This is a genomic window from Acinetobacter sp. FDAARGOS_558, assembly GCF_003937785.1.
Classification (GTDB): Bacteria; Pseudomonadota; Gammaproteobacteria; order Pseudomonadales; family Moraxellaceae; genus Acinetobacter; species Acinetobacter baumannii.
Map to the genome: position 1 here is coordinate 2102131 of NZ_RKJH01000001.1, position 13726 is coordinate 2115856.

Consider the following 13726-nt stretch of genomic DNA (forward strand, 5'->3'; position numbering starts at 1 on the left):
AAAAGAGTGTGAAAAATGAAATATAGAACTTTAGGACAAACAGGCGAAAAAGTATCAGCACTTGGTTTAGGTTGCATGGGAATGAGCTTTGCCTATGGTGCCTCAGACGACACACAAAGCATTGCAACTCTAGAAAAGGCCTTAGACCTCGGGATTAACTTTTGGGACACTGCCGACATGTACGGCAACGGTGCAAATGAAGTTTTGCTCTCAAAAGTTTTAGAAAAACACCGCGACAAAGTGTTTTTGGCGACCAAATTTGGCTTTCGTTATAAAGAAGATAACCTTAACCCGAAAAACTCTTTAGAGTCTTATATTGATGGTTCTCCAGAGTGGATTAAAGTTGCGGTCGAAAACAGCTTAAGACGTTTAAATACAGACGTGATTGATTTGTATTATGCACATCGCATTGATCCAAACATTCCAGTTGAAGACACCATTGGCGCAATGGCAGACTTGGTCAAGCAAGGTAAAGTTCGTTATTTAGGGCTCAGTGAAGCATCGGCTGAAACTATTCGTAAAGCACATGCGATTCACCCAATTGCAGCAGTTCAACATGAATATTCACTACTCACTCGTGAGTTTGAGCAAACCCATTTGCAAACTATTCGTGAGTTAGGCATTAGCCTTGTGCCGTATTCACCGCTTTCGCGTGGTTTAATTACCAATACGCTTGATGTAAATAACCTAGATGAAAATGATTTCCGTCGCCAGTTACCACGTTATCAGGGCGATAACTGGAAAAATAACCAAAGCTTGGCGCAAGCATTTAGCGAGTTTGCTCAAAGCAAAAATGCGACAGCAGCTCAACTGGCTTTGGCTTGGATTTTGGCGCAAGGTGACGACATTATTCCAATTCCGGGTACGCGTAAAATCGAGCGACTTGTGGAAAATGCGGGTGCTGTAGACCTTCATTTAACAGCGGCAGATTTGGCAGAAATCGATGCGATTATCGCGAGATACCCAAATATGGGCGCACGCTATAACGCTCAGCAACTTGCTGCGGTCAACCACTAAAATATAAGTCATAAAAAAGTCCGACTGAGTGTCGGACTTTTTAATTTAGTCTTTGCTATATGTGCCTTGCTGGCGCCCACCTTCCCAAATCGCGTCTAAGGACTTGTCAGAAATCGTTAGACTTTCAGGGAAAATACTTAAATCCTTTTTAAATTTAGCCTCTGGTTTTAAACCAATACAGTCACCGTTTTTCCACCATGTACCTTCGGCATATTGGTCTAAAGCACCCACAGCGAGCATCCATTGAAACTTACCGTCTGGCTGAAGTAAAAGCTCTGAACCGACTTCCATCACACCATGTAAATAATAGTGCCCACTCCAAGCCTGATCGGCCTTTTGGAATTTCACTTCCTTACAGGTACTAGTCGGCTCTGCATAAATGTGAGCAGAAAAAATAGCTGTAGAAACAAGCAGTAAAGGTGCAAATATATTTTTCATTATTGTGTTCCTATATGTTTAATCTTATTTTCCAGACTCAACTTTTAAATACGTTCCATCGGCATAAACGTTATGTCCAAAGCCACAACCCGACTCGCCTTCGTTTTGTTTGACCTGAATATAATTTCCTAATTTCGCATTAGATTTAAAATCGAGCTGAATACGGCAGTCTTGATCTTTATAAATGGTTTGCTTGGCATTGGTCGGCATTTTGGTGTCAAACTCACCCATATTTGGGCCGTAAATTAAGCTTCTAAGTCCCATATAAACGCCTGAATAGCTAATAGCATATTGGCCCTGTTTACGACTTACCGTGATGTGATCCCACTCACCAAAACCTGAGTAACGGACGTACTCACCCGACAAATCATTTGATGCTTTAGGTTGAGGCAACTGCTTAAGGTTAAATTGACTAGATTTGGATTTTTCATCGAGCATAAACCATGCTCTTGCCCAAAGTGGTTGACCCAATTTGGCATAGGCTAAGCCCACGTTATTGTTGGCAACTTCAATATCACGGTCGGTAAATTTAACTGTGGTTTCATCTTCATTGGCTTTACAAAAAGCAGTCCAAGAGGCTTGGTTTTGGAAGTTTTCGAGCGCTTTTTTATATTGTTTTTGATCGTAGAATTTCTTGCCTAAACTCGCGTATTGCTTCACTTTATTGCAGCTTTGTTGTAATTCTTGTTCATAAGAAAACTCTGCATGAGTTATCGTTAAAGCTGAAAGTGTAAGAACCGCGCAGCCTGTAATAATCGATTTAATCATTTTTAAAATTCTTTAATAATTAACTAATTATATAATATGAGCTGGCGCTATAAATCACAATTATTTGAAACAAAAGTCTATTAGAAGAGTTTAGGTTTTTATAAAAATAGTTAAATCCATACAAAATAAATTTTTGAAAACATTCAACCTTAACTGGTTATTTTAATTGAATATTCAACCAAAAAATAATGTAGACTGCATGCGTAAAAATTAGGAAGAATTATAAGAGTGAATAATTTAATTATTGGAACCCTATTTGCACTGTGTGCAGCGGCTTTAAATGCATCTATTGGTGTAATTAGTAAATTACTCATGCACAGTGGTTTAAACCCACAAGACATTGCCTTTTTAAAAACCATTATCGCCTTTTTCTTTTTAAGTGTGTTTTTATTTAAAGTGCCAGTTAGCCAAAAGATTGCATTTATTAGCAGTACGCCAAGTAAACTCAGCGTTTTTGCTCAAATTGCTATCTGTGCTTTTTTAGGTATTTTCTCGCTATTCTTTTTTGAGACCATTGCTTATAACCACGGTGCTGCGGCCAATGTGGTGGTGGTACTCATGGCTTCGGCTGCCATCTCTGCCCTATTTTTTGGGAGGTTCATTTTAAAAGAAAGTATCTACATTCATTCGCTTATTGGAACATTATTGGCGGTTGCGGGGATTAGCATTATTTCGTGGAAAGGTGAAAATAGCCTTTTAATGCTGATCAATGCTTCTATTGCCGGTACGGGTTATGGCTTATTTTCGGTTTTAGTGAAAAAGTTCAAGTTAAACGGCGGCCTGTTTCTGACTAAATACTTACTGCTGTTTGGTAGTGTTTATCTTGCAGTTCCGTTTTTAGTAAATTTGCATAGCATTACTTTTAATAGTGACATCATTTTAGGTTTGATTGGTTTAGCTGTGCTGCCGACCATTCTCGGCTTTTTCTGTACCACTAAAGCGTTGTCTTATATGAGCGCCGCAAAGGTACAAGTGACCGAGCTTTCAGAACCTATTTTTGCAGCGCTCATGGCTTGGGTTTTCATTCATGAACAGCCGACTTTATCGTTTTTATATGGCGCGATTTTTATTATTTCAGGCATCTTTTTAATGAACAGAGCGCCGAAATCAAACTAGCTGATTTCATTTATTTCGTTGGCGTGGTGACAAGCCACTTGCACCACACTGGCAAAGTTAATCGCCATCTGTGAAGGGGCGTGTTTCTTATAAGCAAGCCCTAAACCCACCGTAGGTACAGGCGCTTTCAAAGAGCGATAAGCCACACCTTGTATTTGCAATTGTTTGGTCGACTCGGGAACCAAAGACACCCCTAAGTTTGCAGATACCAACGATAAAATTGACACAATTTGCGGGGCGTTTTGTCCAATTTTCGGTTCAAAGCCACGCTCATGACAGGCCTGTTTAATCGCATCAAAAAGCCCTGCACTCACTGAAGGTGGCGAGACAATAAAATCAAGCTCTCGCAGCGCAGTTAAATCAATTTCTTGTGATACATCGTCCAGATTAAAAGACTCGGAAGGTAAAGCAGCAATGAGCGGCTCAGCCAATAATTCTTGAAGTATAAGACTATCCGGCATATTGCGTGGCGAACGAATAATTGCGACATCTAAACGGTCTTCAAGCAATAAGTCGATAAGTAGTAAGGTATTGGCTTCTTCAAGCTTTAAATTTACTTTCGGGTATTGCTGCTGGAAATAGCGAACACATTTAGGAATTAAAGGGTTCAACATTGAAGTACCTGTAAAGCCTAACCGTAATTGACCCACTTCGCCATTTGCCACTTGTTTAACAAGGTTTGCTGCATCTTCTACACGCTGCTGTACTGGCTGAATTGCATTTAAAAAGGCAAGCCCAGCTTCGGTCAGCTCCACCCCATGAGGCGAACGAATAAATAAATCTGCACCTAGCTCTTCTTCTAAGTCTCGTATTTGCATACTTAAAGGCGGCTGACTCATGTTTAAGCGCTGCGCAGCTTTGGTAAAGTTTTTTTCTTCTGCTACTGCCAAAAAGTAGCGTATATGCCTGAGTTCCATTGTTATATATAAAACATATCGTGTCCCATTATTAAATATATTAGAAAAATACCTTTTAAATTGCTAATTTTAATTTATCGAATTTTCTCGATGCAGCATGCCTTTAGGTCCTGCTCTTTTTTCTGTCATGGTCATGATATGAACTCTTCATCTACACCCAGTACTTTAAACACTGAGGCAACGTCTGTTCTTTCCTCCCTTGAGTGGATTCACAAAGGGACTAAAGCTTATAAACATGCAGGATTTGCTTTATTCCTCGTAGGTTTTGCCAGCTTCTCTCTAATTTATTGTGTACAGCCACTCTTACCTGCATTTAGCCAAAGCTTCCAGATTAGTCCTGCGAGTAGCTCTTTGGCCCTGTCATTAACGACTGCCTTTTTAGCCATTTCGATTGTGCTATCGAGTGCCTTTTCACAAGCGATTGGCCGTCGCGGTGTAATCTTTACATCTATGCTATGTGCCGCAATTTTAAATATTGTCTCGATGCTTACACCGAATTGGCACAGTTTGCTGATGGCGCGTGCTTTAGAAGGTTTGCTGCTCGGTGGCGTACCCGCAGTGACTATGGCTTGGATTGCCGAAGAAATTGCACCTGAACACCTCGGTAAAACTATGGGTTTATATATTGCAGGTACGGCCTTTGGTGGCATGATGGGCCGTGTCGGTATGGGTATTTTGGTTGAATATTTTTCATGGCGCACCGCCTTAGGCCTACTTGGAGCAATCTGTTTTATTTGCTCAATTGCATTTTTAAAATTACTTCCCGCATCGCGTAATTTTGTGCAGAAAAAAGGGCTGAATTTAGGCTTTCACATACAAATGTGGCGTGCTCATTTAAGCAATACTAAATTATTACGCCTTTTTGCGATTGGTTTCTTGCTTACCAGTGTTTTTGTCACCTTATTTAACTATGCGACCTTCCGCTTAAGCGGCGCACCTTATTCACTCAGTCAGACACAAATTAGCCTTATTTTCTTGTCGTATAGCTTTGGTATGGTGTCTTCATCGTTGGCAGGTAGCTTAGCTGATCGCTTCGGTAAAAAAACCATGATGATGAGTGGCTTTGCCTTGATGATCGTGGGTAGTCTCATGACCCTGCTCAGCTCTCTTTTCGGCATTATCATTGGCATCGCATTTATTACCACAGGCTTCTTTATTACCCACTCACTTACGAGTAGTTCTGTGGGTGCCGAAAGCAAACAAGCTAAAGCTCATGCCAGTTCGCTTTACTTGCTGTTTTACTATATGGGTTCAAGTATTGTCGGCTCGGCGGGCGGTTGGTTCTGGTTACACGGTGGCTGGAGTGCGATTGTCGGTTTAACCGTGTTCTTGTCTTTAATTGGAATATTTTTAGCGATTTATACATCACATGCCAAAGCGCATTAATGTAGTAAAACCTTAACTTTTTTAGGCTAAACCCAATGAGCATTTAAAAATCATATGAAAAAATTTAAATGCTCATTTTTTGGCTTGTATTTTTTTTAAGAAACTGTAAAATTCACTCCACATCGCCGGCATAGCTCAGTTGGTAGAGCAACTGACTTGTAATCAGTAGGTCCACAGTTCGAATCCGTGTGCCGGCACCATCATTAAACCTCATGAATATTTGATTTATGGGGTTTTTTGTTGTCTGTAGGTTTTGTACATTGCTGGTCCAACGGACTATTTTGTGGTCCATTTGATCGATAGTCTAGTGGTCCGTAAGTAATATGTATACAATAATATGAGTCAGTTATATAAGCTGATATATAAATTAATTAAATTTGTTCTTCCAAAGAGAATTAATTGAAATTTCTATTTGAATTTCTAATTTTTTCTACCCTATATCCTGTTTATTTTTCATTCATACATTTATACAAATGGACCTTGTAAATTCATCTTTTTTACATATAGGCAATCTCTTGCAGTAATGCTTATATTCCCTCAAATGGAGTTAAAACTATAATCATAGAGGAAGTAAAAGATGCCTATTCATACGGAACATGATCCACGTCTGAAATCTACACTCAAAACCCGCCACATTAGCATGTTAGCTTTAGGTGGTGTGATTGGGGCCGGCTTATTTGTCGGTTCCAGTTCAGTAATAGCTGCAGCAGGCCCAGCAGCCTTCATCTGTTACGCTATTACGGGAATTATGGTAGGTTTAATTATGAGAATGCTAGGAGAAATGGCGGCAGCTCGCCCTTCCACTGGCTCATTTGTAGATTTTTCTAGATTAGCTTTCGGCAATCTTGCCGGCTTTTCAACAGGATGGCTTTATTGGTATTTCTGGGTAGTTGTCGTTGGCTTTGAAGCAGTCGTTGGTGGACAAATTATTAATCAGTGGTTACCAGATATTCCTGTTTGGATTATCTCACTTGGCTTACTAATTCTGATGACCTCTCTCAACTTGTTATCAGTAAGTTCTTTCGGTGAAGCAGAATATTGGTTTGCAGGAATTAAAGTAGCAGCTATTGTTGTATTCTTGGTAATTGTTGGCGCATATGTATTTAAAGTATGGCCGAATTCAACAGCTTCTTTTTCTAATTTAACTCAGCATGGCGGATTCTTACCACACGGCACATTAGCCCTCTTCTCTGGTGTGGTTTCAGTAATTTTCTCAATGAGTGGAGTAGAGGTTGCTACTATTGCTGCTGCAGAATCAGATAATCCTTCACACAACATCCGCCGTGCTGTAAATACTGTAATGGCACGTATCTTAGTCTTTTTTGTTTTATCTACACTGTTCATTGTTGTTGCACAACCTTGGACTAATATAATTCCAGGCAAATCACCTTTCGTGGCAACACTTGAAAAAATTGGTATTCCTGGTGCAGGTACAATGCTGACAGTAGTAATTCTTGTTGCTGTATTATCTGTACTTAATGCAGGTTTATATACTGCATCTCGTTTATTGCATGTATTAAGTTCAAATAATGAAGCTCCAAGTTGGTTAGCTAGAAAAAATAAGCGTGGTGTGCCAGTTTGGGGTGTACTCACCTCTACTTTAGTCGGGTATGGATGTGTTGTAATTGCGGCATTGTGGCCAGACACTGCATTCCAGTTTTTACTTGACTCATCTGGTGCTCTATTCTTATTTATCTATTTGATGATTTGCTTATCACAATTAAAGTTACGTAAAAAGTGGGTACAGGAAGGAACTCTAACGTTTAAGATGTGGTTGCATCCTTGGTTACCGTTATTTGTAACTCTCTGCATCGTCGCTGTTTTAGTTAATATGGGGATCAATCCAGCCACACGACTTAGCTTATTACAGTCCTTAATTGCAATCTTTGTTATTGTAATTGCATACGGCGCTATGAAAATTGTTAGTCCTAATAAGCCAACACATGTTCCACAAGTTAATCCCTTAAGACACACTAAATAATCGTAATTACCTTCTATTCTTAATTTAATAAATCTCGGTATAACAATACCGAGATTTTAATTTTAAAATCAATAAGTAATATTATAATTAGATATAAAATCTTATGACTTCAACTGTCCCTTCCCTAAGCAAGCTATTCAAATGTACTTAAATAATCTCCTCAATTAGTATTCTGGAAATGTTTTAGTAGTATTCATCGTCATGGTTATGACTGAAATCATAAGCTGGTTTATCTAGTGTATTGTCTAATGGGCTTAAATTTGCTTAACCTCTAGAAGCGAGAATTATCAAAGCGTATTGCATAATTGCTACAAGTAGCTGCATTGGAAAACTATCAGTAGGCTTTAGATTCTATGAATGACGGTCTATATTGTGATAATTGCTTCTGAGTTCTGAATATTATCGATAAAAGTATTCATGAATACTAACCTTGAAATAGATACATATTTGCTGGTTGAACGTGTAGTTAAGGACTACTAGAACTACTTAAGCAGTAATGTGACCTTTCCAAGATAGCTTAATGTTAATAATAATCCTGAGTTGCACTCAGCCAAATTGCTAGAGTTGTGCCAAGATAAAAAGAATTAGCACACATAATTAAGCCAACTACAAAAAATGCTTTTATTAAATGATTCTATGATTCATTCAGGAAGGTATTTTTCAATACTTGTTTATTTGAAAACCTTACCATAGGTTAGAGAAATAGTATTGTTATAGCATTTACATAATAAGTAACGACCACATAAGGTAAAGATAATTTATCCACTACCGTTTACAGGAAAGAGCTGGAAAGCTCTAGTTTAGAATTCTCTCAATGAGAGAAAAGTAGAAAATATTTATTTAATTTAAGAAAAATGGCTTAAACCTCTTAGGATTTAAGCCATTAAGTTATTTTTTATTATTCAAACTATAAAGTAGGCATTGAAAATTGAGCACCCTCTCGGATTTGTGCAGTTGGCCAACGCTGAGTGATAGTCTTACGGCGAGTGAAGAAGCGTACACCGTCTGGACCATACATAAATAAATCACCAAATAATGAACGCTTCCAACCACCGAAACTTTGATAGGCTACTGGCACAGGCAGTGGAATATTAATACCAACCATACCAACTTGAATGTTATCTGCAAAATAACGAGCAGCTTCTCCATCTCTAGTATAAATACAGGTACCATTCCCATACTCATGTTCATTGATTAGATCCATTGCTTCCTGCATTGTCTTAACACGCATAACCTGCAGTACAGGACCGAAAATCTCTGCCTGATAACTACTCATGTCTTTGGTAACTCCATCGATCAATGTAGCCCCGACATAAAAACCATTTTCATAATCTGCATGGACGAGATTTGAGCCATCTACACAAATAGTAGCTCCTTGCTGTTCTGCACTTTTGATATGTCCAATAACTTTGGTTTTATGTTCTGCAGTAATTACAGGTCCGAAATCATTTTGTTTATCTGAATGAATACCAACTTTTAAATTCGCCATCGCATCTTTTAAAGCTGCAATCATTCTGTCAGCAATTTCATCACCAACAGCAACTGCAACAGATAGAGCCATACATCGCTCACCAGAAGAACCAAAAGCAGCTCCTAATAAGGAATTCACTACATTGTCTAAATCTGCGTCAGGTAGAACAATTGCGTGGTTTTTCGCACCTCCAAGCGCTTGGCAACGCTTACCATTGGCTGTAGCAGTTCTGTAGATATATTCAGCAATTGGAGTAGAACCTACAAAACTTACTGCCTGAATGTCTTTATTAACCAAAATAGCATCTACAGCTTCTTTGCCACCATTTACTACGTTAAGTACACCATCAGGTAAACCAGCTTCTTTTAACAACTGAGCAATATATAAAATCGCGCTAGGATCCCGTTCAGAAGGTTTTAGGACAAAAGTGTTTCCACATACAATTGCCATTGGGAACATCCATAACGGCACCATTACAGGAAAGTTGAATGGTGTAATACCAGCCACTACACCTAGGGGGTGAAACTCACTCCAAGAATCAATATTAGGGCCGACATTACGACTATGCTCACCTTTCAATAACTCAGGTGCGCCACATGCATATTCGACATTCTCAATACCACGTTGTAACTCACCTGCCGCATCATGAATAATTTTTCCATGCTCTTCACCAATTAAACGGCAAATTTCAGCAGTATTTTGCTCTAATAACTCTTTAAATTTAAACATGATGCGAGCACGTTTTAGTGGAGGTGTTTTACTCCAAGATGGAAACGCTGCTTTAGCTGAAGCGACTGCTTCATCAATTGTTTTAGCTCCACCTAAACTTACTTGCTTACTAACCTCACCTGTTGATGGATTAAATACCGGTTGAGTATTACTTTCATCTACAACTACTTTGCCATTGATAAAATGTCCAACGATCTGGCTCATTTGATTCTCCTTAACTTTAGATATATTCCTTACTTTTCCTTAAGGAAATGATTGAATTAATAAATTGTGAATATTTTTCGAACTGTTTCAGTTACATCCCAACGACCTGTCCAGCCAACAGGCAGAATTATCAAATCGCCTTTACTTACAGAAATGGCCTCACCTGTCTTGTCATCAGTTAGAGTTGCTTTACCAGAAATGATGTAGCAAAACTCGGTATCTTTTCTGTCAATAACAGGCCATCCTCCTGGTTGACACTCCCATATCCCTAAATTCCCTTGAGCATTAGGTGCAAGAGTTTGAACTCCTAATTGAGGGTTTCCACTATCAGCGCCAGCACGTAAACCTGCAGCAGGTAAATTACCGTTTTCAATTTCATCGCGCTTAACAATAGTCATAGTTGTCATGTATTTACTCCTTTAAATTAATGAGCGCCCGTCAATGCTTCTAGTGCAGATGCAACAGTAGAAGGACGGTTAGTAATATTTTCTTCTTTATCAGCAAACGCCGTTGCAGATAAACCAAAGTTAATTCCCATCCATCGTAAAGGCTCAGGTTCCCATAAAGGAGAAGCATGATTTACGATTGGTAACTTATTAATTGGCTCTTGAATATTTAGTATTAAATTTTTGAGTATTCGTCCTGAAAGGTTACTCATCGCAACACCATCACCTACATAATGACCACCCCAAGCAATGCCTGTATTCGGATCAAAACCTACAGATGGTGACCAATCACGGGCGACCCCCAATGCTCCGCCCCATCGGTGAGTTATTTTTAAACTGCTTAAAGTTGGGAAAAAGTCATTAATAGTGCTACGGATACTTTCATGAACGTTATCAACAAGATCAAACTCGGGGGAAATTGTTGAACCATAATGATAAGGAGCACCGCGCCCACCAAAAATCAATCTCCCATCAGCAGTCATTTGAGCATATACACGTAAATGCCTCATATCGTTAAAAGCTAACCTATGGTTTAGCTTAAGATCATTTCTTACAGACGCAGGAATTGGTTCTGTGGCTAGCACTAATGAATACAAAGGAATAATTGAACGTTTATATCCATCTAATTGACATGAATAACTTTCTGTAGCCTTTACAATAATAGGGGCTTTGACTTTTCCATTTAGAGTCGTAACTTGCCCCGAGTTTATTTTCGTTACAGCGCTTTTCTCATAAATTTTAGCTCCTAATTTTTCTACAGTTTTAGCCAAACCTCTAACAAGCTTGCCTGGATGAATTACAGCGCAATGCGGTGTATAAATTGCACCTAATGCATTAGCTACATTAATCTTTGATTTTGTGGCTTTAGCATCAAGAAAATACCATTGATCAGGTAAACCAAAATCTTTCGAAGCTTTAACTGAGGATTTTGCACGCTGTAGTTGAGCTTGCGTTCGCGCTATTGATAAAAAGCCATCTTTAGAATAATTGGCATCAATACCTTCCTGTTGAAGAATTTGACCAATTTCATCTACTGTCTCATTCATTACTTGCTGTAAAAATAGTGCGCTTTGGTGAGATGAATTCTTTGCTACTTTAGATAGGGAAATTGGAAATATGGCAGAAGCCCAACCGCCATTACGGCCTGATGCTCCAAATCCAGCATGTTCACGCTCTAAAATTACAACTCTAAGAGAAGGTGATGTTTTAAGTAAGTAATATGCAGTCCATAGGCCTGTGTAACCAGCTCCGACAATGACTACATCAGCATCAACCTCATTATTTAACGATGGTCTTTCATCAGTTTTTTCATACCAATATGGAATATTTGGTAATTTGATGAGCTCATCCTTAAGTGCTTCATTCATTTATTATTCCTCAAACATTTTTAGTATTGATTGAGGATGTTAAGGTCATATTAAGCACGATTCTATTGGTAAGATAAGCATAAAAACTGCTATCTTTTATACAAATGTATGATGAAAAAAGCAGGATGCTTATGATTACTATTGATGAATTGGTGAAAAATAATAATTTAGGCCTAACTTTTAAGTCTGGTAGATCAGGAGGTAAACGTATAGTTAAATGGGCCCATGCTGTAGATTTACCAGATCCTTGGCATTGGATATCACCTGGCACCCTCGTAATGACCACTGGTGGTGGTTTACCAACAGAACCCGCTGAACAGATTGAATGGTTACGACAGCTCGCTGAAGCTCAAGCCAGCGCCCTTGTTATTGCCCCTAGAGATTTTGCTCCTTCTATTACTGAGGAGATGCTAGATGAAGCAAGTGATTTAGGATTTCCAATATTAGGAGCTAGTTTTGATTTAGAGTTTTTGAGATTAGCTCGTTTGGTAATTGAGAGCGTTTTGCAAGCTCAAAGAGACCGTTTTGACGCAGGAAATAAGCTATTTCAAGTCTATACTGATGCGTTATGGGAAAGTTCACAATTAGATGAGCGTCTACAGATTATCGGGCAAAAGTTATCTTTAAATTTACAAATCTTAGATAATGAAACACTTACTCCTATTTTTAATTTTAGTTCTCCGGTATCAAAAGATAATATTCCCTATAGTGTAAAAATACCGGGTAGATCCCAAACTACTCTAAATATTATTAATAAAGAGTCGCGTTTTTTTGATGAGACATTTTTACCGCGTATTTTAGCCGGCTTACTTAGTATTGAGCTAGAACGTGAAATGATAGACCGTGATGGAATTCGTGAAGAAGGTGAAGCTTTATTTGATGACTTGTTAAATGGGGAAATTGAATTTGGTGCTGCAAAAATTATGTTAGAAAGACGTGGCTTACAAGGTAAATTAGTTACTATCGCAATTGATCCCTCAAACAAAGGATCTCGACAATACGCAGACATTCACCATATACCTGAATTTTATAAAATTTATCCATTATTTTCTTGTGATGAAAATAGAATATTTGCGGTACTTCCTGATGATAGTAATTTATTAAATGCTCTTATTAATTATTTTGGAAAAGGAACAAAAATAGGTATAAGTAGCCCAATTACAGCAATGCTTGGTTTCAAAGAAAGTATTTTCCAGTCATGTTTAGCTTTAGGAAGAATCAAAGAAAGCCAAACTGATTTAATTCACTACAATCATTTAGATCTAGAATTAGCCTTAGGCCCTAAGACTGTTGCAGAAGCGAGAGCTGTTGTTGGTCATTATTTTGGCCGTATTTTAGAATATGAACAAACTAATTCCCTACCATTGCTCAAAACCCTAGCTGTATTTTTAAAATATGATGGCAATTGGAAGGTAACCGCTTCTAAATTAGATATTCATCGGCAGACACTAGTCTATAGATTAAGAGTTATAGAAGAATTAACTGGCATAAAGCCCACAACAAGCTTAGGTATTACACGGTTTTGGATAGCTTTAGAAGCAGCAAAAACTATAGGATTATTAGAAGATTATTATTAAAACGTTTCATCATTTCATTGAAATTCGCAAACTATCCCCCCTATCTTTTCAGACCATCAGTTCGATAGTCTGATGGTCCAAATAGGTCATTCGAAGTCATTTCTTAGTTAATAACTCCTATACTAGAAAACACTATCAATCCAAATAAACTGCAAACTGCTTCTTTATATGTGTGTGAGGAGAAGATTCTTTTTTATCTTTATTGTTAGCAATAGAAGTACTACAAAATAGTATTAGAAAATATTCTTTTTCTTTCTTTTTAATTCTTTGGCCGCAAAATAAAAAAACCTAAGGAACGATATGCCTCCT

The 13726-nt window shown here is 38.2% G+C and carries 11 protein-coding genes and 1 tRNA gene; 6 read left to right on the forward strand and 6 right to left on the reverse strand.

The annotated features are described in order from the left end of the window. The first annotated feature begins 15 nt into the window (after positions 1 to 15). Positions 16 to 1017: an aldo/keto reductase gene (locus EGT34_RS10205; protein ID WP_000877465.1), complete on the forward strand. Its 1002-nt coding sequence runs from the start codon at positions 16 to 18 to the stop codon at positions 1015 to 1017. 45 nt (positions 1018 to 1062) lie between these two features. Here the strand turns inward: EGT34_RS10205 and EGT34_RS10210 are convergent, their stop codons facing one another. Both EGT34_RS10210 and EGT34_RS10215 read right to left on the reverse strand, forming a co-directional pair. Continuing rightward, on the reverse strand, positions 1063 to 1455 hold the full coding sequence (locus EGT34_RS10210; RefSeq protein WP_000789141.1) for a hypothetical protein: 393 nt from the start codon (positions 1453 to 1455) through the stop codon (positions 1063 to 1065). A gap of 24 nt (positions 1456 to 1479) precedes the next feature. Beyond that, positions 1480 to 2223: a hypothetical protein gene (locus tag EGT34_RS10215; RefSeq protein ID WP_000597384.1), complete on the reverse strand. Its 744-nt coding sequence runs from the start codon at positions 2221 to 2223 to the stop codon at positions 1480 to 1482. A gap of 228 nt (positions 2224 to 2451) precedes the next feature. On the opposite strand from EGT34_RS10215, the gene EGT34_RS10220 reads away from it, so the two are divergent. Continuing rightward, complete coding sequence (locus EGT34_RS10220; RefSeq protein WP_001061073.1) at positions 2452 to 3339, forward strand: DMT family transporter; 888 nt, start codon at positions 2452 to 2454, stop codon at positions 3337 to 3339. Here the strand turns inward: EGT34_RS10220 and sxtR are convergent. Further along, positions 3336 to 4256, reverse strand: a complete 921-nt coding sequence (sxtR, locus tag EGT34_RS10225) for a multidrug efflux pump transcriptional activator SxtR (RefSeq protein ID WP_000423156.1) — start codon at positions 4254 to 4256, stop codon at positions 3336 to 3338. The genes EGT34_RS10220 and sxtR overlap by 4 nt on opposite strands. Before the next feature lie 138 nt (positions 4257 to 4394). Here sxtR and sxtP point away from each other — a divergent pair, with 138 nt between their 5' ends. The 3 genes from sxtP to EGT34_RS10240 all read left to right on the forward strand — a co-directional run bounded on the left by sxtP (position 4395) and on the right by EGT34_RS10240 (position 7623). Next, a complete protein-coding gene (gene sxtP / locus EGT34_RS10230) occupies positions 4395 to 5642 on the forward strand; it encodes a multidrug efflux MFS transporter SxtP (protein ID WP_001089023.1) in 1248 nt (415 codons plus the stop codon). A 124-nt stretch (positions 5643 to 5766) separates the two neighbouring features. After that, positions 5767 to 5842, forward strand: a tRNA-Thr gene (locus tag EGT34_RS10235). A gap of 377 nt (positions 5843 to 6219) precedes the next feature. After that, positions 6220 to 7623, forward strand: coding sequence for an amino acid permease (locus EGT34_RS10240; protein WP_001121395.1), 1404 nt, complete (start codon positions 6220 to 6222; stop codon positions 7621 to 7623). Positions 7624 to 8530: 907 nt separating this feature from the next. On the opposite strand, the gene EGT34_RS10245 is transcribed toward EGT34_RS10240, so the two are convergent. Genes EGT34_RS10245 through EGT34_RS10255 form a run of 3 tightly spaced genes read right to left on the reverse strand, consistent with a single transcriptional unit; the run spans position 8531 to position 11840 of the window. Continuing rightward, a complete protein-coding gene (locus EGT34_RS10245) occupies positions 8531 to 10027 on the reverse strand; it encodes a CoA-acylating methylmalonate-semialdehyde dehydrogenase (RefSeq protein WP_000078457.1) in 1497 nt (498 codons plus the stop codon). Between the two features lie 56 nt (positions 10028 to 10083). Further along, positions 10084 to 10434 (reverse strand): cupin domain-containing protein, encoded by a 351-nt coding sequence (locus EGT34_RS10250; RefSeq protein WP_000210403.1) that lies wholly within the window; start codon positions 10432 to 10434, stop codon positions 10084 to 10086. Positions 10435 to 10451: 17 nt separating this feature from the next. Next, a complete protein-coding gene (locus tag EGT34_RS10255) occupies positions 10452 to 11840 on the reverse strand; it encodes an NAD(P)/FAD-dependent oxidoreductase (protein WP_001001079.1) in 1389 nt (462 codons plus the stop codon). A 131-nt stretch (positions 11841 to 11971) separates the two neighbouring features. Here EGT34_RS10255 and EGT34_RS10260 point away from each other — a divergent pair, with 131 nt between their 5' ends. After that, positions 11972 to 13417, forward strand: coding sequence for a PucR family transcriptional regulator (locus EGT34_RS10260; RefSeq protein WP_024437654.1), 1446 nt, complete (start codon positions 11972 to 11974; stop codon positions 13415 to 13417). Positions 13418 to 13726 lie beyond the last annotated feature (309 nt).